This window comes from Bacteroidetes Order II. bacterium (assembly GCA_016788705.1).
Lineage (GTDB): Bacteria > Bacteroidota > Rhodothermia > Rhodothermales > UBA2364 > UBA2364.
On sequence record JAEUSQ010000007.1, the window covers coordinates 84,861 to 104,895 of the forward strand.

Genomic DNA, 20,035 nt, shown 5'->3' on the forward strand with positions numbered 1-20,035 from the left:
CTACAAAGAACTTCAACTTTTTCCTATTCTTCATGGAACGAAACAAATTCTGGTCTGTTATTTTAGACTGAATATAAATAAGCATTCCATTCCTTGCCCATACAACGAGCATTATGACAAGTGATACCGCCATCCTCCACGAAGTTGCCGACCGGGACTATGAGTGGGGTTTTGTAACCGAGATTGATTCTGAGACAGCCCCCGTTGGACTCACCGAAGACACGGTAAGGTTGATTTCCTCGAAAAAAGATGAACCTGCGTGGCTTTTGGAGTGGCGCCTGAAAGCATTTCGCCATTTTGTCTCCCTCTTGGAAAAACAAGAAGAAAAATATCCTACTTGGACCCTCTTAAACTATAAACTGCCAGATTTTCAGGCGATAAGCTACTACTCGGCCCCGCAAAGCAAGCCTAAGTATAATAGTTTAGACGAAGTGGACCCCGAACTGCTCCGAACCTTCGAGCGGTTGGGCATCCCGCTTATGGAACAAGAGCGGTTGGTGGGGGTTGCGGTGGATGTGGTCATGGACTCGGTCTCGGTGCATACCACATTTAAAGAAAAACTAAGCGAACTTGGTATTATTTTTTGCTCCTTCGGCGAGGCGGTAGAAAAATATCCCGAACTTGTCCAGAAGTACATCGGGTCTGTGGTTCCTTATACCGATAACTTTTATGCGGCGTTGAACTCGGCGGTTTTCTCGGATGGCTCTTTCTGCTACATTCCCAGAGGGGTGCGCTGTCCGATGGAACTCTCCACGTATTTTCGGATCAATCAAGCGGGAACGGGGCAGTTTGAACGAACCCTCATTGTTGCAGAAGAAGGCGCGTATGTTTCTTATTTGGAAGGATGTACGGCGCCTCAGCGCGACGAAAACCAACTCCATGCAGCGGTGGTGGAAATTATCGCCAAGAAAAATGCCGAAGTAAAATATTCTACCATCCAAAATTGGTATCCCGGAGACAAAGAAGGGAAAGGCGGAATCTATAATTTTGTGACCAAACGTGGAATCTGCGACGGCGACCATGCCAAAATTTCGTGGACGCAGTTGGAAACCGGATCCGCCATTACGTGGAAATACCCTTCCGTAATCCTGAAAGGTGATAGCAGCGTAGGGGAATTTTATTCGGTGGCATTTACCAAGGGGTACCAGCAAGCCGATACGGGAACCAAAATGATTCACTTAGGCAAAAATACATCTTCCACCATTATCTCTAAAGGCATATCTGCCGGAAGAAGCCAGAATGCCTATCGGGGCTTGGTGCGTATTGGGAAAAATGCCGAAAATGCCCGGAATTTCTCTCAGTGCGACTCCATGTTACTCGGCGATCGTTGTGGCGCACACACCTTCCCCTATATCGAAATCCTGAACAATACCGGAAAAGTAGAACACGAGGCCACGACTTCTAAAGTGGGAGAAGACCAAATCTTCTATTGCCAACAACGTGGACTGAGTGAAGAAGCGGCCATTAAGCTTATTGTAAATGGGTTTGTAAAAGAAATTCTCGCCAAACTGCCAATGGAGTTTGCGGTAGAAGCCCAAAAACTACTAGCCATTGAACTCGAAGGCTCGGTGGGTTGATAAGGAGCGCTATGGCCAACGTACATCCAGAAATTACCCCGGCCCTCCAAGCTTTTATCGAGGCACAACCGATGTTTTTTGTGGCCTCTGCGCCAAATGCTACCGAAGGGCACATTAATCTTTCTCCGAAGGGCTTAGACAGTTTTCGGGTCTTGGCAAAAAACCGTGTAGTGTATGCCGATGTAACCGGAAGTGGAAACGAAACGGCGGCGCATCTTGCAGAAAATGGACGGCTTACCATCATGTTCTGTGCCTTTCAAGGCCCGCCCAATATTCTCCGGCTCTATGGCCAGGGGAAAATCGTTAAACTGGATGACCCAGAGGCGTTGCTTATTACACCACTTTTTTATCCTCTACCGGGATTGCGGCAGTATGTCCTCTTAGAGGTGGAACGGGTGCAAACTTCGTGTGGATTTGGGGTGCCGGAGATGGCCTTCCAAAACCATCGTGATACCTTGTTGCGTTGGGCCACTGCAAAAGGAGAAGCGGGATTAGAAGCCTATCGGGCTGAAAAAAATGCACACAGTATAGACGGATTGCCCAGTTCTTTTGCCTGAAACATTCTGAAATAATCCATAACTGAAATAAACATGTTAACAATCAAAAACCTTCATGCCGCTGTAGAGGGGCACGAGATCTTACGAGGGGTAAACCTGACCGTCCGTCCGGGCGAGGTACACGCCATTATGGGGCCAAATGGCTCCGGAAAAAGCACATTGGCTTCGGTTCTGGCTGGCCGTGAAGAATATGAAGTGACGGAGGGGGAAATCTTTTTCGATGGACAGGCGTTGCTGGAGATGGAACCAGATGAACGGGCATGTGAAGGACTGTTCTTGGCCTTCCAGTACCCAGTCGAGTTACCGGGTGTCAATATGACCACCTTTCTTCGGGAATCGGTGAATAGCGTTCGCAAATACCGAGGCTTAGAACCGCTTTCGGGTGCCGCCTTTCTTAAACTTATCAAGGAAAAGCAAGCCTTGGTAGAAATGAAAGAAAGCCTCACCAACCGATCGGTGAACGAGGGGTTTTCTGGTGGTGAGAAAAAACGTAACGAAATCTTTCAAATGGCGTTATTGGAACCGAAACTCGCCGTGCTTGATGAAACGGATTCGGGATTGGATATAGATGCCTTGCGCATTGTTTCCAATGGCGTCAACGCCCTGAGAAATGCCAATCGTTCCTTTCTCGTGATTACGCACTATCAGCGGTTGTTGGATTATATCGTGCCGGATTTTGTACATGTATTGGTAAATGGACGGATCGTCAAATCTGGAACAAAAGAATTGGCGTTGGAACTAGAAGAGAAAGGCTACGATTGGATCAAAGAAGAACTCACCTTGGAAGCCGCCTAAGGGCTGTTCCGGTCAAAATCATAAACAGTATGACGCAAACCCAAACCGAAACAGCGCCCATCCCCACGCTGGAACAACGATTAATGGATCGGTTCGTGGATGAAACCCGACCCTTGCCCATGCCGGAAAGGCAGCGTCGCGCCCTTGAATCGTTTTTAGGTCTCGGATTTCCGAAAACAAAATCCGAAAAATATAAATATTCCCCTTTTCGCAATTTTACGCTTGCGCACGACTTGGTTAGGCAAACCGTACCCACGCTGACGGTTGCAGATATTGAAGCCTTGGCCTTGCCGGAAATGGATGGCTTGGTTGTGGTGATGGTCAATGGATGTTGGGTTCCCACTCTGTCTAACATGGATCAGCTCCCAAAGGGACTGCATATTCAGCGGCTCAATGAAGCCCTAGCATCCAGACACGAAGCGGCGCTGCGTCATTTTGACCAAGTGGCAAACTCGGAGGAAGATGCCTTTGTGGCCCTTAATACAGCCTTTCTCTCGGATGGTTTGTTTATACATGTGACTGCCGGAAAAATGATTCAGCCGGTGTTACACATCATAAGCCTGACACAAACCGAAGCCGATGCTACCATTCAGCCGCGTTTGTTGGTGGTTGCTGAATCGGGGGCTTCTATTCGCATCGTGGAAAGCCGCTTATCGCTCGGAGGACCAGCCGTCTTCTCGAATGTGGTATCAGAGTGGTATGTCGCAGCAAAGGCAAATGTGTCGTATCACTTGTTGCAAGACAGTGGCGAAGCCTCTACCGAACACCATACATTATCAAGTATTCAAGAAGCCGATTCGGTGTTTACTACTCATGTCCTCACGTTGTCGGGTCATGCGGTGCGTAACAACCAAAACTATTTGCCCAATGCCGAGTTTTGTGAAACCAATCTTAACGCGGTGGTAGTTGCAAATGGTCATATGCATGTAGATAATGCTACTTTTGTGGACCACGCCTTGCCAAATGGTACCTCGAATGAGTCCTACAAACATATCTTGGGCGGGAAATCTACCGGAGTATTTAATGGTAAAATTATGGTCCGACAAGATGCCCAAAAAACGAATGCTTATCAGTCTAATAAAACCATTTTAACCTCCGATGAAGCCCGTATTTATACAAAGCCAGAATTGGAAATCTATGCCGATGACGTGAAATGTTCGCATGGCGCCGCTACTGGGAAAATGGACGAGGAAGCCTTATTTTACCTTCGGGCCAGAGGACTTAGCGCATCCGCTGCCCGAAAAATGTTGCTGATTGCATTTGCCGGAGATGTCACCGGAAAAATATCGCTCGATGCCCTCCGAAAAGACTGGAATGAACGAATTACTGAGCGGCTATAAATTCTTTTCCCTCCCTTACCCCAAAACCCTGCGACCACTGTGCTTCAGGGTTTTTTTACGGATAAAAAGTATGATTGTAGATGCGAGAAGCCGCGCCTGAGGTCCCTCAACATGATGCCGTATGTAAACCATATCGGTCACCAGATACATTAAAACGAAATCAAATACTGGGTAGGAGTGGTTTTATTTCTCCAAAATATGCTTTGAGCAGTATAGGAATACGAACTGTTATTAAAAGAGATGGGAAGATGCCGTATTTTGGGGTATGTTACCAAACTGCATACAACATTAATCGAAGGATTGACAGCCCATGTATCGCATGGAGGGGTATCTTTCAAGAATCTATCAGCTATGTGTATGAAAGAAAATAGCCTTTTGCCTTTGAAAAGAGTGGGGCAAAGGGCCTTATTCCATCTAAAAACCTCCCCAAGCAATTAAATAAAAGCCATTCATTTTGTGTATGACTGTTCCCTAAAGCACCATCAGTAAACATTCTTAAAAGATGGACAAAACAAAATTAGGGTTAGAAAAATTCCCGTTGAAAACCTTCGATAAAATCCGATACAACGATACCGATCGGCAAGGACACGTAAACAATGCAACGTTTTCCACCTTTTTAGAAACGGGCCGTGTAGAGGTTTTGTACAACCCGCAATTTCCGATCCTTCTGGAGGGTGCCAGTTTTGTGATTGCGGCACTACGATTAAATTTTAAACAGGAAATCAAATGGCCCGGACAGGTAGAAATCGGGACAGGCTTGCGGAAGATTGGCAATAGCTCGATGGTGTTATATCAGGAGCTGTTTCAGCGAAATGAGTGTGTGGCCAATGCCGAAACGGTGATCGTGCAGGTGGATGCCCAAACTGGGGCCAGCCAGCCCCTCAGTGCCGAATCAAGGACAATCCTTGCTACTTGGCTTTTACAGGAATGAACTGGAAGGACATTTGTTCGTTCGTGCATATGCAAAAAGACCCGCCTCAAACCGAGACGGGCCTTCTGAAAAGGTACTAAACACCCTAAAAATCAGCCGATGTGCATCTGAAGTTCTTCGCGGCGGTGCTTTTGACGCAATTTGCGCAAGGCTTTCTCCTTAATCTGGCGTACCCGTTCGCGGGTCAGATTAAACCGTTGGCCAATTTCTTCTAAAGTGAGGGGATGCTCGCGTCCTATGCCAAAATAGAGGCGGGTAATTTCGGCTTCGCGGGGGTGCAACATACTCAGGGCACGCTCAATATCAATTTTCAGCGACTCGTCCATGAGGGTCTCGTCTGGCGAGAGGCTATCTTCATGGGGCAGGACATCCAATAAACTGTTTTCGTCGTCGTCATTGAAGGGTGCATCCATCGAGAGGTGACGTCCCGTGTGTTGCATGGCCTCACGAATTTTCTCTACATCCACTCCCAATTCCATCGCCAATTCCTCAAAGTTGGGAGCACGTTCATGGATTTGGGCGAGTTTAGCACTTGTTTTGCGGATTTTAGAGATGGTCCCAATGCGGTTGAGGGGTAGGCGAACCACACGGCTTTGTTCTGCAAGAGCCTGTAGAATGGCCTGACGAATCCACCAAACGGCATAAGATATAAATTTAAACCCCCTGGTTTCGTCGAATCGTTGGGCTGCTTTGATCAAGCCGTAGTTCCCTTCGTTGATCAGATCGGCAAGAGAAAGACCTTGCCCTTGATATTTTTTTGCAACAGAAACCACAAAGCGTAAATTGGCACGGGTCAATTCATGCAGGGCTTTGCGATCTCCCTCCTTAATCCGTCGTGCAAGCTCAACCTCTTTTTCGGGGGAGAGTAGCGGGATTTGGCCAATTTCCTGAAGGTATTGATCCAACATCCGCTGCTGTCGTGGAACGTACATAATGGGTTGTTCTGAACTGTTTAGTGGGTGTAACGGTGATTTCGGCGGTTTGTCATTTTGCAGATAATCCGTGTTTGCGGGATCTATGGTTGGGGTGAATGCAAGTCTGCTAATTTAAGGAATTTAATGCACCGTTACAAAAAAGATGAAATCGCATTCATCAAAAAATGAGTGACTTCATTGACGCCAGACGCGGTGCTAAGTTCCGCCTTCTACCTAAAAACTTTTGTAAATACGTGACTTTGGCGCGGTTTTCTTTCTAACGTTTGTATGTGGTGTGTAGGATGCGCTGTTTAACCAAATGTTTAATAACATGGATACTCAAAATAAATTCTTGAAGCTACGGACTTCCAAGGCTGGATTATGCTTGGGCATGACAGACAAGCCAAGCGTGGTGGGTATTTTAAACGTAACCCCAGATTCTTTTTCGGATGGCGGTCGGTATCAAGAGGTGTCGGCGGCGCTGTTTCGAGTGGAGCAAATGCTCACCGAAGGGGCGGCGATTATTGACATTGGGGCTGCGTCGTCCCGACCCAAAGGTATTGTGTATGGGAAAGGAGCGCTTTTAATCACGTCGGAAGAAGAAAAAAGGCGGTTGCTGCCCGTAGTCGAGGCCATTGTGCTGCGTTTTCCGGAAGCTGTTTTGTCTATTGATACGTTTCGCTCGGACGTGGCAAGCGCGGCAATGGAAGTTGGCGCGGATATCCTGAATGATATTACCGCTTTGCGATTTGATCCAGAAATGGCTTCGGTTGCTGCCCGATATGAGGCCCCCTTAATACTCATGCACTCGGTGGGTTTGCCTGGCGAAATGCCACATGCTGGCGAAACCCCCCATGTGGTAGAGGATGTTTGTTCCGCATTGGGTCTGGCCATCGTACAGGCCCGAAAAGCAGGTGTTACCGAAATTATTACCGATCCAGGTTTTGGATTTGGGAAAAGCCATTCCGAGAATTTGGCGCTTATCAAAGGAATTCCCTCGCTCTTGGCGTTGGGAACACCAGTAATGGTTGGGGTTTCGCGCAAGAGTACCATTGGTGCATTGCTGAATCCGGGTGGGCCACCCCTTTCACCTGAAAAGCGGCTGTTTGGAACATTGGGCGTGACAGCGGTTGCCGTCTATCAGGGTGCCAGATTGGTCCGGACCCATGATGTTGGCGAAACCGTGCAATTTATAGAGCTGATGTATGCCACACGGTCTGCATAATGGTCATTCAAAGGGCTTCTTTCTTGGCATTTTTTTAGTTTAAATCCCAATATCCAAAAGTTCTGACATTGTGACAAACAATGTTAAAAAAATGAGATCAAAAATGATATTGTGTGGTATCCCACGCTTTTTTTTGTTATATTGGAAACGAGACCACGGGGAGCCACATCACCAGAACCACGGTCTCCGGAGACCTCTCTTTTAGTTCCTTTCTCGAACAACATAATGGTGGGATTGGACAGGTACAACTTCCTGTCTCAGAAACTAAGGCTTTCTCGATTCTACGGGAAAGCCTTAGTTTGTTCAGTCAGCCCCTTATTTAAAGACGTGCTAGTTCTGCACACCATATGCGAAGGGCTACATTGCCCAAATGGTTTTTAAGGCGCTTGGAAGTCTAAAGGGTGCATTTTGAAATCCCAAGTGATAGGAATCTCTTAAAGATAAAAACACCCCCTCCCCCCGAATAACGAGTGACAGCGGTGGGTCCATAGTGGCATAAAGCCATCTATAAATCTTTGATATCGCAAGCAAATAACTACTTAATTCCAAACTTTACATAGATTGAAATTTGGATTTTGATTTTGTTGAACTGAATTTCATCTTCGCCTCCGGCGGCATCCATCACACCCGCAATGGTTTCATTGATGCGGTGTTGAACATTGCTTATGGGCATGGGGCCAAAGGCATCGCGCTCCTGCACCACCAGTGGTTTGCCAGTCTGTTCACCAATGGCCGCAAGAAGGTAGTCGGCCTTTTCTTTGGCGGCTATAATGGCTTGAATGCGTACTTCGCGGCGAAGTTCATCCATTTTGGAGTGGTGAACCCGCGAGACTGCTGCGTCGGTAATGGCGATTTGGTCTAACGCCTCAAAGAGCTTGCCCAATGTGGTGGCATCACTCAGTTTTAATTCATAGTCTTTCCGGGTGATAACGTCCTTGGCTTTTCGGCTCACCCGTATATAGCCCGCATTCGCACCTGCCACCGAAAGTTGATCGAGGCCAATGTTTAGCCGACGGAGGGTGTCTTTGAGTTTTTCTTCTTGTGCCTCAATCGGGATTTTGGTTTTGCCTTCATATCGTTCGCGAAGGGTAATGGAGAGATAAATTTCGTCCGGAATCACTTCTTTTTCAGCGGTTCCTGTTACGTCAATATAGGGAAGTTCTTCCGGCTTGGATTGGCCAAAGGCGGGTAAAGCGATAATAGCAAAGAAAAAAAAGAATACACTTTTCATGATTGTTCAGGCTAAGATGAAAGAATGTGGTAACAAGTATGTGCTTAAAATACAACGTGCGAAGGCAAAAGGTATTGTATGTATTTGCAGATTGTGTATTTTGCTTTGGAGAGGCCATAGCAAAAATTTGGGCAAAAATGTATGATCAGACCATTCATCCAATATATCATCTTAGCAGCGCTTGTGCTCACAGGGGTTTCATGTTCCGGAAAAGCCGCACGAAAACGGACCCGTTTGCCCAATATTATTTACATCATGGCAGATGATCTGGGCTATGGGAGTTTGGGAAGCTATGGCCAAAAGTTAATTCGGACGCCGCACTTAGACCAAATGGCAAGGGAAGGCATTCGGTTTACGCAGTTTTATGCCGGAAGTACGGTTTGTGCGCCTTCACGGAGTACATTGCTCACGGGGCTTTCAACCGCGCAATCGGTTGTGCGGGGCAATCAAGAGTATGGCGGTTTTCGTGACGAGGAGGAGCGCGGACAATTTCCGCTACCGCCCAATACCGAAACCATAGCCCGTTTCCTAAAACAATATGGCTATGCAACTGGTTTGATTGGAAAATGGGGTCTGGGTGGACCACAAACCACAGGCATTCCGAATCTACATGGTTTTGACTTCTTTTATGGGTATTTAGACCAAAAACAAGCGCATAATTTTTATCCCTCCCACTTCTGGCGAAACCAAACTTGGGAAGCAACCCGAAATGCCTACTTTAGTCCGCACCAAAAGTTACAAGGAAATCCTGCGGATCCGACTGCTTATGCTACCTTCAAAGGCTCGGACTATGCCACCGATTTATTTGGAGAGGAGGCTTTGCGGTTCATTGAGGCGCATCAGCATCAGCCGTTTTTTCTCTATCTGCCATACACCGCTCCACATTTGGCCCTGCAAGCACCAGATGAAGCCATTGCGGAGTACGAAGACCTTTTTGAAGAAGTACCCTACATCGGCGATAAAGGATATTTGCCGCATCCCAAGCCCAAAGCAGCCTATGCGGCCATGATTTCCCGAATGGATCAGCAAATTGGGAGGATGCTGCAACTCCTTAAAAAGCTATACTTAGACGAAAATACCTTGGTCATATTTACCAGCGATAACGGTGCGAGCTTCAAAATGGGTGGTTTTGATCCTGACTTCTTTCGAGCCAATGGCCCATTGCGTGGGTATAAGCAAGACCTGCTTGAAGGCGGTATTCGGGTTCCGTTTATTGCCCGATGGCCGGGTGTCATTGCGCCCAATACGACCTCGGACCATGTAGGCGCAAACTGGGACGTATTTGCAACGGTGGCAGCACTGATCCAAAAGCCATTACGCAATGTACAAGAAGGCGTTTCGTTCTTGCCTTCCCTCACAGGCAAAGGCATACAACAGCGACACGAATGGCTATACTGGGAGTTTCCGGAAGTCAAAAATGGGATTCAGGCGGTGCGGTGGGGCCATTGGAAAGGTATCCGTACGGGGTGGATGAAAAACCCTGATGCACCGATTGCGCTCTACAATCTGGATACCGATCTGGCCGAGTTACACGACGTGGCTGCTCAACACCCCGATGTGGTGGAATTTCTAAAAACGCTCTTTTCCAAACGAAAAACAGCTATTTTATCCAATTGGAATCCTTCTTATTGATCCGCTTTCCGGCTATTGTCCTTTTTTAGGGCTTTGTCGCGGAGGTATCGCCGGAAGGCCAGTAAGCTCGCAACCACGGCACCTACAATGAAGTCTTGGCTATTGAGTGGGCGGCCCCGCATCACAACTCCCAGAATACTGGAGAGTGCCAAGAAGATGACATAAACCACAACAAAGTGGATGATCAGGGTTTTTAGGGAAGATTTAGGCATGAGCAGCAAGTTGGAGTCGGGAATACAACGCCAAGATAACCATCCTTCGAGGGGCATTTTGTAAATTTACTCCAATAAACCCATTTTGTCTTCGCGGTGTAGCCGGATAGGCTCCTTAAATTCGATCGCAACGACGGTTAGGTATGGATCGAAGCGGGTAGATTCTGGCAGGTCTATGGTGATAAATCCTGGCTTCTCGCTCCACCACGGTTTGCCTTTCATGCGCCATCCATAAAGTTTTTGCCCGCTTCCCAAAACCCGAATAAAGGCAATCTTGCTTTCGATCCCGCGCAGCATCACTTGTCCAGAAGCGGGGCGACCCTGAAGAAATAAGTAAAGTTTTTTGTGGTCTTTAGAGACCGTTGTGACGCCCTGAAAATGTCCCGAAGGCAAACCCGCTCGCGTGCCATAAATTGCCTCCTCATTCCGTTTTGTCCAATGCCCCAATTCCTGCATTAGGTTCAGGTCTTGTGGACGAAACGTTCCGTCTTCTTTTGGGCCAAAGGCAAGGAGTAAATTGCCTCCGAGGCCAATTACCTCACTAAAAATCTGAATGATTTCTGCCGGTGTCTTATAATTTTCGTCTGTTCCTTGATAGCCCCACGAGTCGTTTGCAGTAAGGCAAAGTTCCCAATAAGGCGATTTTGGCTTCACAATGGGAATGCCTTGCTCCGGCGTTTCATAATCACCATGCCCGGCCAAGCGGCTATTTAAGACCACATTGGGGTTATGTGCAAAAAGTTTGGCCCGCACTTTCTCACTTTCCCAAGCCTCGGCGGGGTGCTCCCAATCGCCATCGAACCAAAATAAATCCGGTTTAAATTGGGTGGATAGTTCAAAAAGTTGACCTTGGTAGAAGTCCCTGAACCGTTGCCACCGTTGTGGGTCTTTGGTGCGGTCGTATCGTACTTCGTTTTTTCGGAAGGCGGGATAATCGGGATGGGCCCAATCTATCAGAGAGAAATATAAGCCCGCTCTTAGATTTTCTGCGCGTAGGGCACTTACAAATGGCGTCACCAAATCTCGTTTGGCAGGCGTTTGTTGTACCACATTTTCTGTCCCCAAGCGTGAACCCCATAGGGCCATGCCATCGTGGTGTTTAGCCGTGAGGACGGCATATCGGGCACCCGCTTCTCGGAAAAGTTTGGCCCATGCAACGGGGTCGTATTTATTGGCCGTAAAGCGGTTGCGCTGGGCGCTGTATGTTTCAAACGGCAAATAATGGTTATAGAAAGACCAAGATTCGTCCACACCATCCACACTATAAATGCCCCAATGGACAAAAATGCCCAGTTTGGCATCTTTGAACCAGGCCATTCGTAGGCTGTCTGGCCGGCTTGGGGCTTGCGCTGCCAGAAAGACAGGTACTACCAGAAAGCTGTATAAACAAACAAAAAAGAGACGTTTCATTGTTTAAATATGGGTTTGTGTGTAATTATTTGTGGAGAGCCTTTCTCAAACCCAAAAGGAATCTCGAAAAACCCAAAAAGAAGCATAAAAACCGGAATAAGAAGGCTTACTTTAGCAATCCAAAGAGTGCTTTGGAAGGCGGGTGCGTAGCCCTTTTCTCCCATAAAACATTGCTGTAAAGACCATTTTATGATCCAGCGACTACAAGAAACCCTTGCCCAATGCCGCAAGACTGGCGAAAAAGCCATGGGAATTTTCATCACGAATGGTTTCCCGGAACCAGCCGCAACCCACGATTTATTGCGGGCGGTGGATGAAAACGGCGCCGACTTTATCGAACTTGGGATGCCATTTAGCGATCCTTTGGCCGAGGGCTTGCCCATCCAACGTTCCAGCGAACGGGCCTTGCGGCATGGAACCAAAATGGTGGATGCTTTTCGGGTGGCCGAGTCCTTTCGAAAATCTTCTGAAACGCCCTTGTTGCTCATGGGTTATGTAAATCCCATTATGCGTTATGGGCTTGCGGCATTTTGTCGCGACGCCGCCCAAAGTGGCGTAGATGGCCTAATTTTGCCGGATTTACCGCCGTATGAGGCCGATCAACTGCGGGCTGCTGCCGACGAAAACGGCTTGGCTTGGGTAAACCTGATTGCGCCCAACACGTCGGACGAACGGGTTCGTTATATTGATGAACAAACCAACGGCTTTGTTTATGCCGTCTCGGTAACAGGATTAACGGGGACGAATATCTCGACCCATGCCGTTTCTGCTTATTTAGAACGGGTTCGACCCCTTGTTAACAAAAATCCATTATTGGTTGGCTTTGGTATTCGAAATCACCAAGATGCCATGCAACTTGCGGCACAGACCGATGGTTTTATTGTAGGTTCTGCCCTCATTAACCGCTTAGAGGCGCTATGGGATGCGCCATTGAGTGCCGAGGAGCGGCTACAGCAGGTAGGGGATTTTATTCGCGGCTTAAAATATGGTGCATAATGTCAAATGCGAGCAGTCTCCTTTACTTTATTATCGGGTTTGGGCTATTCGTTATGGTGATGGGCTGCGGGAAAACTGTTGAACCACCCCATCAACCCCTACCCAAAGAAAAACTCATCGCCCTGTTGGTGGACTTGGAATTGGCCGAGGCCCGTTTGATGACGTTGCGCGACGTGAGGCCCGCCATGCGCGACTCCCTTCTCAAAGACCATCGCATTGCACCACCCGTTTTCGAGGCTTGGATGACCTATTATGCCGGAAATCCAACGTTGTTTTTGCCCCTTCGCGAGGAAGTGAGCCGACAGTTGGAGCGCGAAGCGCCGCAAGTGCCCACGGTCTCGCCCACACCCATAGACCGCCTAACGGGACGCTAAGCTAAGGGATTTAGGGAACGATGTCGGTAGGCAGTAGGGGATTGGCCTGTTGCGCGTCGGAAAACATTGTTGAAGTAAGAAATACTGTTGAATCCACAGGCATAGCAAATTTCGGTAATCCGTTGGTGTTGGTTTTTTAAGAGTTTTTTAGCCAATTTAATCCTTTCAGCGTTGATAAAATCAATGGGCGAAAGACCCAACTCCAACTTAAAACAGCGGTGAAAATGTGTTTGGCTCATACATGCTTTCTCGCTCAACGTTTGAACGGTAAGGGGTTCGTGCAAATGTTCCCGAATGTACTTTACCACATATGCCAGCCGTGACGTTTGGTGGAGGGCATCGGCACTTTCTAATAAAATATGACGGGCCTCGGTCTGCATCAGGCGGAGGATTAATTCCTTCAGCATGAAATCCGCAAAAATGTCTTTAGAAGGATGGTTTTCGGTGAAAAGGAAGATCATCCGTGCAATAATCTGGTTAACGGCGGTATCGTTTGTGAAGTGGAAGTTGCGCTCGGTGAATGTCCACTGGGCAAACGCATCGGCCTTTGGATGCCGTTCATTCAGATAGGAAGTCATTTCCAGAATAGACTCATTGGCCAAGGTTAAGGCCAAGCATTGCGTGGGGTTTTCTACCGTCGCTTCAGGAAAATCAATCTGCATTTCCTCGCCGGGTGGCAAAACGACCGACTCGCCCGGGACAAAAACAAAACTGCTATCGCGCAGGTGCATCACTTTTTTGCCCCTCAACATGCTCACCAAAACAGGGTGATCGAAGGTTAGCTCTACCTTATCGGCAAACATGTGGGTTTCATACACATTTAGCTCGGCCCGGTCTAACGAATACACCGTCCGGTTTTCCACATGGGCTTCCAATTTGCGACGATCATAATAGCCCGAAGAAAGTTGCATGTTCATAGGATACAAAGGAAAAGGATTGTTTTTGAAAGCGTTTACATCCTGTGGGTTAAATTACATCAACAAATGGATAAATAAAACCATCCATTTAGAAGATGTTGGAATAGTTCAACTCTTTGGCAGGATTGTGCAAACATGAAAGCGTTTTTTTGTATTAGTTTTTAATGCAAGTCCTGCCATAAACGGGAAATCTTAAACTCTTTTGAACTTTCAACTTTTAATCGGTACTTCTTATGTCTGATGTCTCTGTTTCCCTCGCCCCGCCAACCTTTAAAGACCACTACGATAATTTTATTGGTGGTCAGTGGGTAGCCCCTGTAAAAGGCGCCTATTTTGATAATATTTCTCCGGTGGATGGCAAGGTGTTCACCCGTGTGGCACGTTCTACCGCCGAAGACATTGAGTTGGCGCTGGATGCTGCCCATGCCGCCGCGCCGATGTGGAACAACAGTTCTGCCACCGAACGCAGCAATATGCTACTCAAAATTGCCGATGTAATGGAGGCCAATCTGGAGTTATTGGCCCGTGTAGAAACCTGGGACAATGGCAAGCCTCTCCGCGAAACCCGTGCCGCCGATTTGCCGCTGGCGATTGATCATTTTCGCTATTTTGCCGGGGTAATCCGTGCAGAAGAAGGTTCTGTGGCCGAGTTGGATGCCACCACCGTTTCTATGAATATTCCGGAGCCGTTGGGGGTTGTGGGGCAAATTATCCCGTGGAACTTCCCGCTTCTGATGGCCTCGTGGAAAGTGGCTCCGGCGTTGGCCGCCGGAAACTGTGTGGTATTGAAGCCTGCCGAACAAACACCCTCGGGCATTTTGGTGTTGATGGAACTGATCCAACACCTCTTGCCCGCAGGGGTGCTGAATGTGGTGAATGGCTTTGGTATCGAAGCCGGAAAACCGCTTGCCTCCAGCCCGCGTGTGGCAAAAGTGGCGTTTACGGGTGAAACTACCACGGGACGACTCATTATGCAGTATGCCTCGCAAAACATCATCCCGGTGACGTTGGAATTGGGGGGGAAATCGCCGAATATCTTCTTTAAAAGCATTATGGATGCCGATGACGACTTCTTCGACAAGTGCTTGGAAGGGGCGGTGATGTTTGCCTTAAACCAAGGTGAGGTTTGTACGTGTCCGTCGCGGATCTTGGTGGAAGAAAGTATTTATGATGCCTTTATGGAGCGGGTGGTGGCGCGTGCAAAAGCCGTTAAAATGGGTCATCCATTAGACCCCTCTACCATGATGGGGGCACAAGCCTCGAACGATCAGTACGAGAAAATCCTGAATTACATCCAGATTGGGAAAGACGAAGGCGCGGAAGTATTGTGTGGGGGTAGTGCCGTAAAGCACGAAAATTTGGAGGAAGGGTATTATATTCAACCCACGATCCTGAAAGGCCACAACAAAATGCGGGTTTTCCAAGAAGAAATCTTTGGTCCGGTGGTCTGTGTCACCACGTTTAAAGACGAGGCCGAGGCATTGGAAATTGCCAATGACACCTTGTATGGCTTGGGTGCTGGGGTTTGGACCCGCGACATGCACCAAGCATACCAGATGGCGCGGCACATTAAAGCCGGACGGGTTTGGGTGAACTGCTACCATGCGTATCCTGCCCATGCACCCTTTGGTGGCTACAAAAAATCGGGCATCGGGCGTGAAACCCACAAAATGATGTTGGCACACTACCGCCAAACCAAGAACATGCTGATTTCGTACAGCAAAAACCCATTGGGCTTCTTTTGATCCATAAATTCAGAACCTTATGATCCCCAGAGTTGTTGCCAGTCAAGCAGCGGCAGATGTTATTGAGACGCTAAAAGCCGCGCATGGCCCGCTGATGTTCCACCAAAGTGGTGGATGTTGCGATGGCTCGGCGCCGATGTGCTATGCCGCCGGAGAATTGCTCATTGGCGATCAGGATGTGTTGCTGGGCCAAATTCAAGGGTGCGATTTTTATATGTCGGCCTTTCAATTTGAATATTGGCAACACACGCAATTGGAAATAGACGTTACACCGGGCCGAGGAGCCAGTTTCTCTTTAGAAATTCCGCTCGGCCTTCGGTTTGTGGTGAAATCGCGTCTTTTTGAGGAGGAAGAATGGGAACATCTTAGCCCCATCCGCATGGGAGAGGGGTAATCAGGGCGCTGTTTTGCGCAGCCGGACGGCATAGGCCCCATCCATCCCTCTTTTAAAGGGCAGGCTCTGGTAGGCCCCTTGTGCATTTCGTAATTCGGGCGGGAGGTCAGGAATGGCTTCCCGTTTGAAATTTGGGTGACGTTGTAAAAAAGCCGTTATTTGGCCTTCGTTCTCTTCGTGTTCGATGGAGCAAGTGCTATAAACCAAAAGCCCGCCTGTCTGGACGGTTTGGGTGGCCGCATCCAAGAGCCTTTGTTGGCGTTGTAGCAAGTCTTGTAGGTCTTTTTCTTCGCGCTGCCAGCGGGCATCCGCCCGTTTCGCCAAAACGCCCGTTCCCGAGCAAGGCACATCCAATAATACGCGGTCTGCCAGAACACCCGACGTAGCCGCCCATTCCTCGAAATCGGCAGTAAGGGCCTCGATGGTGGAAATGCCCTGTTTTTGGGCCGCATCTTGTATCAAACGGGTACGTTGTGGATGCTGGTCTATGGCCAAAACACGTCCGGTGTGTTGCATCCGCATGGCGGCATGGGTGCTTTTTCCTCCGGGCGCGGCGCAGGCATCCACCACCACTTCATTTGGTTGCGGGTCTAAGACCGCCACCACCCATCCGGCGGCCTCGTCCTGAACGGCACACCATCCTTTTTCTATCCATCCGGCTTCTAAAATGGGTTGAAGGTGCGTCGTTTTTCTGAAATACGGCAGGTATTGCCCCGCTTCGGTGGTGATACCTTCTTTTTGGAGCGCTTCATCGAAGGCTTCGGGCGTGGTTTTGAGGAGGTTAACGCGCAAGCCATGCACCGGACGGGCATTGTTCCATTGCAAGAGGTCTTCCAAACGTTCGCCAAACGCCTTGTGCCAGCGACGCACCAGCCAATCGGGGTGCGAATGCCACACGGCCAGATCATGCAGTCTTTTGCCCGAATCCGGCTTGGGTAATTGGTTTATATCCCGCAAAAAAGCCCGTAGAATGCCATTGACCAAGGGGCCGGCTTTGGGGCGGATATGCTTTTTGGCCACGCTCACGGCTTCGTTCAAGACGGCATAGGGCGGGTGGTCGGTCTCGGTGAGTTCATACATGGCCAAGCGGAGGAGTTGCCGAAGTGGGGCTTCCATCTTTTCTAATTTGCCCGTATAATACCGTCCCAACCAAAAATCCAAGCGCCGCCGGAGCCGCGTTACCCCGCCAATGTAGTCCGAAATTTGTCGGCGTGCCCCTGCCGATGCGGTCTCTAAGGGCAAACGGGCGGTATAAGCGCCTTCTTGTTCGATGCGGAGGAGGTGCTTGACGGCTACCCAACGGTTCTCTGGCATGTGTATGGTGGTTCTTAGAAAAAGAAGCACAAATTACGGCAAGCGCGGGCAAGTAAATATGGAATTCCGGTGGTAAATGAATGCCTCCTCGCCGAACGAACCCTTCGCGTTCGCCGAACCAGGCGTTATGTTGCTAAAGGTTACGGCGCAACCCTTCGGAATTAACGTTTGTTTTTGAAACGAATCGAAAAACGTTGCGTAGGTTTTTTATATTCCTTTGCAACCTAAAACAAATTAAGATCATGACGAAAACATTTGAACTTCACTTTAAAGCCGAAGATAAAACTGCCTTGGCAGAGGCTTTAAGAAGTAGCTTTTCCATAGAAGATGGAGTAAAAGCCGAGGTTTTATTGGTGGACAAAAGCCCTCATACCAAAGGCTTAGACCCCCATCTGGTAGATGTTGTGATGTATATCGTGGTGGAATGGGGGCAAGATATTGCTCAAGACATGGCAAAGGGTGCGATAGCAGGACTTTTGTTGAAAAAGGTTAAACATTATTGGGAAGAGTACAAAATCAAGAAAGTGGCGATTAAAGACCAAAGCGATCCTGAACGCCCTCTCCGAAAAATAAACCCTGCCACAGAAGAAGAGGTTTTGGAAGAGTGGATGCGCAAAGGGAAGGAGCATGAACAAAAGCAGGGAAATAACTAAATACCTACGGACTCGATTCGTCTGTATAAACCAAGCACCAAACTACACCGTACAAAATGCCTAAAAAAGTTGCCTTAGTTATTGGAAACTCAGAATATAAACACCTGAAAGGTATCCCGCCTGCGGTAAGAGATGCAGAAGCGATAGCGGGTTTTTTGAGGGAAGTTGGTTTTCATGTGATGCAAAATACGTTTGGGAAAGAAAACATGCCCTATACGCTTAATATGGGGCGGAAGGAAATGAGGATGCTGATGTATGAGTTTAAAGAATTGGTTCGTGAAGCAGAGCTGGCTTTTTTCTATTTTTCAGGGCATGGGGTTCAGCACGAGGGTCGAGGGTATTTATTGCCATCGGATATTGAAGACTTGGATGATCCTGAAAACCTTCCTGAATGTAGTTTTTCCCTTTCCCAATTCATTACCAGTATGGTAAATGTGGGGGATGCGAGTAAGATTTTTATTTTAGATGCCTGTCGAGATAACCCTTTTAGCCTGATGGAGACAAATCGTAAAGGGTTAGCAGAGGTGCAAGTTGCCCGAAGAAAAGGAAAACTGGCAGATACTATGATCTTTTATGCGGCGGATGTAAATCAAGCAGCTTATTTCGATCCCAGGGCACCATATAGTTATTTTACAGAGGCTTTGCTGGAAAGTATAAAAGAGCCTTTAGAGCTAGGGTCTATCTTTAGGCAAGTGAGGCGAAAAGTAGTTGAGCGTACAAAAGCCGCCAAACTTCAAGATGTGCAACATCCTTGGTTAATGGATTCCAGCATTCGGGATATTTATTTGATTTCGCCGAAGCCACAAACTACGCCGCGCCCTGTGCCGTCTGAAATTTTGCCCCGCGCCGGCGAGCGCCAGGTGCTGACGATTAAAGGGGTGGACTTTGCGTTCCGTTACTGCCCGCCGGGTCGTTTTAGGATGGGGGATGATAGTAGCTCTGCGGATTGGGAAAAGCCTGCGCATGATGTGGAGATTCCGTCAGGGTTTTGGATGGGTGAAACACCTGTTACGCAGGCTCAGTTTAGGGTTTTTGTGGAGGCTACAGGATACAAAACCACCGCAGAGACGGCTGAGCAGCGGGGTGTTCATGTTTGGAATGGTAACGAATGGAAGTGGGACAAGGGGGCTTTGTGGTCTAATGTATTTGTGGGTGCTAATCGTCCAGTGGTTGGTGTTTCGTGGTTGGATACGGTGGCCTATACAAAATGGCTGAATGGTTTGGGTCTGGGGTCTTTCCGTTTGCCTTTTGAAGAGGAATGGGAATATGCCTGCCTTGCGGGGAGCAGGGGGCAGTATTGTTTTGGGGATGATGAAAGCGAGTTAGGGAAGTATGCGTGGTATGATGCCAATAGCAAGCATGAAACGCATCCTGTAGGGGAGAAACTGCCGAATGCTTGGGGGTTAAGGGATGTACACGGAAACGTATGGGAATGGACGAATAGCGAATGGACTGGCAATTATGAAGCCTTTAGGGGCAAGGTGAGGGTGTCTAAGTACAGTCAAGCGCACTTTGATAAATTAACACAAAATTCAAATACGGACCGTGTGTTACGTGGTGGTTCGTGGAGCAACATACCACAGAACCTGCGTGCTGCCAACCGCTACTTCAGCTTTCCTACCAATCGTCACGTCAGCGTAGGCTTCCGTCTCGCCAAGACTTTATAATATGAATATTTTATTATTTTTAATTTTGTCTTGACTTGTAATGGTGTATTTGAATGAACGTTTGCATCCTTACGTCGCCGTAGGCGGCGCATTGTTCCGCGCTCCGCACGGCGATTTTTTTAAACCCTTCGGCGTTCGCAGAACCCGAAGG

Annotated in this window: 19 protein-coding genes; 13 read left to right on the forward strand and 6 right to left on the reverse strand. The window is 48.2% G+C overall.

Annotated features, from left to right (window positions below):
- Positions 1–113 precede the first annotated feature (113 nt).
- The 5 genes from sufB to JNN12_00835 all read left to right on the forward strand — a co-directional run bounded on the left by sufB (position 114) and on the right by JNN12_00835 (position 5,200).
- Entirely contained in the window at positions 114–1,577 is a 1,464-nt protein-coding gene (gene sufB, locus JNN12_00815) for a Fe-S cluster assembly protein SufB (protein ID MBL7976850.1), read from the forward strand.
- Between the two features lie 11 nt (positions 1,578–1,588).
- A complete protein-coding gene (locus tag JNN12_00820) occupies positions 1,589–2,134 on the forward strand; it encodes a pyridoxamine 5'-phosphate oxidase family protein (GenBank protein MBL7976851.1) in 546 nt (181 codons plus the stop codon).
- Between the two features lie 27 nt (positions 2,135–2,161).
- Positions 2,162–2,929, forward strand: coding sequence for a Fe-S cluster assembly ATPase SufC (gene sufC / locus JNN12_00825; GenBank protein MBL7976852.1), 768 nt, complete (start codon positions 2,162–2,164; stop codon positions 2,927–2,929).
- Positions 2,930–2,958: 29 nt separating this feature from the next.
- A complete protein-coding gene (gene sufD, locus JNN12_00830) occupies positions 2,959–4,269 on the forward strand; it encodes a Fe-S cluster assembly protein SufD (protein MBL7976853.1) in 1,311 nt (436 codons plus the stop codon).
- Positions 4,270–4,771: 502 nt separating this feature from the next.
- Positions 4,772–5,200, forward strand: a complete 429-nt coding sequence (locus JNN12_00835) for an acyl-CoA thioesterase (GenBank protein ID MBL7976854.1) — start codon at positions 4,772–4,774, stop codon at positions 5,198–5,200.
- A gap of 92 nt (positions 5,201–5,292) precedes the next feature.
- Here JNN12_00835 and JNN12_00840 read toward each other — a convergent pair whose 3' ends face one another.
- Positions 5,293–6,132 (reverse strand): RNA polymerase sigma factor RpoD/SigA, encoded by an 840-nt coding sequence (locus JNN12_00840; protein ID MBL7976855.1) that lies wholly within the window; start codon positions 6,130–6,132, stop codon positions 5,293–5,295.
- A 313-nt stretch (positions 6,133–6,445) separates the two neighbouring features.
- On the opposite strand from JNN12_00840, the gene folP reads away from it, so the two are divergent.
- On the forward strand, positions 6,446–7,339 hold the full coding sequence (gene folP / locus JNN12_00845; GenBank protein MBL7976856.1) for a dihydropteroate synthase: 894 nt from the start codon (positions 6,446–6,448) through the stop codon (positions 7,337–7,339).
- Positions 7,340–7,874: 535 nt separating this feature from the next.
- Here folP and JNN12_00850 read toward each other — a convergent pair.
- Positions 7,875–8,570, reverse strand: a complete 696-nt coding sequence (locus JNN12_00850) for an SIMPL domain-containing protein (GenBank protein ID MBL7976857.1) — start codon at positions 8,568–8,570, stop codon at positions 7,875–7,877.
- A 141-nt stretch (positions 8,571–8,711) separates the two neighbouring features.
- On the opposite strand from JNN12_00850, the gene JNN12_00855 reads away from it, so the two are divergent.
- A complete protein-coding gene (locus tag JNN12_00855) occupies positions 8,712–10,202 on the forward strand; it encodes an arylsulfatase (protein MBL7976858.1) in 1,491 nt (496 codons plus the stop codon).
- On the opposite strand, the gene JNN12_00860 is transcribed toward JNN12_00855, so the two are convergent.
- Both JNN12_00860 and JNN12_00865 read right to left on the reverse strand, forming a co-directional pair.
- The gene (locus tag JNN12_00860; GenBank protein MBL7976859.1) at positions 10,196–10,414 is read right to left on the reverse strand and encodes a hypothetical protein; all 219 of its coding nucleotides are present in this window, start codon (positions 10,412–10,414) and stop codon (positions 10,196–10,198) included. The genes JNN12_00855 and JNN12_00860 overlap by 7 nt on opposite strands.
- A 66-nt stretch (positions 10,415–10,480) precedes the next feature.
- A complete protein-coding gene (locus JNN12_00865; GenBank protein ID MBL7976860.1) occupies positions 10,481–11,824 on the reverse strand; it encodes an alpha-L-fucosidase in 1,344 nt (447 codons plus the stop codon).
- A gap of 189 nt (positions 11,825–12,013) precedes the next feature.
- On the opposite strand from JNN12_00865, the gene JNN12_00870 reads away from it, so the two are divergent.
- Together JNN12_00870 and JNN12_00875 are read left to right on the forward strand one after the other, a co-directional pair.
- Entirely contained in the window at positions 12,014–12,820 is an 807-nt protein-coding gene (locus JNN12_00870; protein ID MBL7976861.1) for a tryptophan synthase subunit alpha, read from the forward strand.
- On the forward strand, positions 12,820–13,194 hold the full coding sequence (locus JNN12_00875) for a DUF4296 domain-containing protein (protein MBL7976862.1): 375 nt from the start codon (positions 12,820–12,822) through the stop codon (positions 13,192–13,194). The genes JNN12_00870 and JNN12_00875 overlap by 1 nt, the downstream gene beginning before the upstream one ends.
- Here JNN12_00875 and JNN12_00880 read toward each other — a convergent pair.
- Positions 13,191–14,111 (reverse strand): AraC family transcriptional regulator, encoded by a 921-nt coding sequence (locus JNN12_00880; protein ID MBL7976863.1) that lies wholly within the window; start codon positions 14,109–14,111, stop codon positions 13,191–13,193. The genes JNN12_00875 and JNN12_00880 overlap by 4 nt on opposite strands.
- Before the next feature lie 233 nt (positions 14,112–14,344).
- On the opposite strand from JNN12_00880, the gene JNN12_00885 reads away from it, so the two are divergent.
- On the forward strand, positions 14,345–15,856 hold the full coding sequence (locus JNN12_00885) for an aldehyde dehydrogenase (GenBank protein MBL7976864.1): 1,512 nt from the start codon (positions 14,345–14,347) through the stop codon (positions 15,854–15,856).
- A gap of 19 nt (positions 15,857–15,875) precedes the next feature.
- Positions 15,876–16,250, forward strand: coding sequence for a DUF779 domain-containing protein (locus tag JNN12_00890; GenBank protein ID MBL7976865.1), 375 nt, complete (start codon positions 15,876–15,878; stop codon positions 16,248–16,250).
- Here the strand turns inward: JNN12_00890 and rsmB are convergent, their stop codons facing one another.
- Positions 16,251–17,564: a 16S rRNA (cytosine(967)-C(5))-methyltransferase RsmB gene (gene rsmB, locus JNN12_00895; protein ID MBL7976866.1), complete on the reverse strand. Its 1,314-nt coding sequence runs from the start codon at positions 17,562–17,564 to the stop codon at positions 16,251–16,253. It abuts the gene before it with no gap.
- A 242-nt stretch (positions 17,565–17,806) separates the two neighbouring features.
- Between rsmB and JNN12_00900 the strand changes: the two genes are divergently transcribed.
- Together JNN12_00900 and JNN12_00905 are read left to right on the forward strand one after the other, a co-directional pair.
- Positions 17,807–18,217, forward strand: coding sequence for a hypothetical protein (locus tag JNN12_00900; protein ID MBL7976867.1), 411 nt, complete (start codon positions 17,807–17,809; stop codon positions 18,215–18,217).
- 56 nt (positions 18,218–18,273) lie between these two features.
- Entirely contained in the window at positions 18,274–19,884 is a 1,611-nt protein-coding gene (locus JNN12_00905) for an SUMF1/EgtB/PvdO family nonheme iron enzyme (protein MBL7976868.1), read from the forward strand.
- The last annotated feature ends 151 nt before the right edge of the window (positions 19,885–20,035 follow it).

What these genes read in the sequence shown, in the direction of transcription:
- sufB (MBL7976850.1), top strand. Translation starts at nt 114, where the DNA reads ATGACAAGTGATACCGCCATCCTCCACGAAGTTGCCGACCGGGACTAT.
- JNN12_00820 (MBL7976851.1), top strand. Translation starts at nt 1,589, where the DNA reads ATGGCCAACGTACATCCAGAAATTACCCCGGCCCTCCAAGCTTTTATC.
- sufD (MBL7976853.1), top strand. Translation starts at nt 2,959, where the DNA reads ATGACGCAAACCCAAACCGAAACAGCGCCCATCCCCACGCTGGAACAA.
- JNN12_00835 (MBL7976854.1), top strand. Translation starts at nt 4,772, where the DNA reads ATGGACAAAACAAAATTAGGGTTAGAAAAATTCCCGTTGAAAACCTTC.
- JNN12_00840 (MBL7976855.1), bottom strand. Translation starts at nt 6,132, where the DNA reads ATGTACGTTCCACGACAGCAGCGGATGTTGGATCAATACCTTCAGGAA.
- folP (MBL7976856.1), top strand. Translation starts at nt 6,446, where the DNA reads ATGGATACTCAAAATAAATTCTTGAAGCTACGGACTTCCAAGGCTGGA.
- JNN12_00850 (MBL7976857.1), bottom strand. Translation starts at nt 8,570, where the DNA reads ATGAAAAGTGTATTCTTTTTTTTCTTTGCTATTATCGCTTTACCCGCC.
- JNN12_00855 (MBL7976858.1), top strand. Translation starts at nt 8,712, where the DNA reads ATGATCAGACCATTCATCCAATATATCATCTTAGCAGCGCTTGTGCTC.
- JNN12_00860 (MBL7976859.1), bottom strand. Translation starts at nt 10,414, where the DNA reads ATGCCTAAATCTTCCCTAAAAACCCTGATCATCCACTTTGTTGTGGTT.
- JNN12_00865 (MBL7976860.1), bottom strand. Translation starts at nt 11,824, where the DNA reads ATGAAACGTCTCTTTTTTGTTTGTTTATACAGCTTTCTGGTAGTACCT.
- JNN12_00870 (MBL7976861.1), top strand. Translation starts at nt 12,014, where the DNA reads ATGATCCAGCGACTACAAGAAACCCTTGCCCAATGCCGCAAGACTGGC.
- JNN12_00875 (MBL7976862.1), top strand. Translation starts at nt 12,820, where the DNA reads ATGTCAAATGCGAGCAGTCTCCTTTACTTTATTATCGGGTTTGGGCTA.
- JNN12_00880 (MBL7976863.1), bottom strand. Translation starts at nt 14,111, where the DNA reads ATGAACATGCAACTTTCTTCGGGCTATTATGATCGTCGCAAATTGGAA.
- JNN12_00885 (MBL7976864.1), top strand. Translation starts at nt 14,345, where the DNA reads ATGTCTGATGTCTCTGTTTCCCTCGCCCCGCCAACCTTTAAAGACCAC.
- JNN12_00890 (MBL7976865.1), top strand. Translation starts at nt 15,876, where the DNA reads ATGATCCCCAGAGTTGTTGCCAGTCAAGCAGCGGCAGATGTTATTGAG.
- rsmB (MBL7976866.1), bottom strand. Translation starts at nt 17,564, where the DNA reads ATGCCAGAGAACCGTTGGGTAGCCGTCAAGCACCTCCTCCGCATCGAA.
- JNN12_00900 (MBL7976867.1), top strand. Translation starts at nt 17,807, where the DNA reads ATGACGAAAACATTTGAACTTCACTTTAAAGCCGAAGATAAAACTGCC.
- JNN12_00905 (MBL7976868.1), top strand. Translation starts at nt 18,274, where the DNA reads ATGCCTAAAAAAGTTGCCTTAGTTATTGGAAACTCAGAATATAAACAC.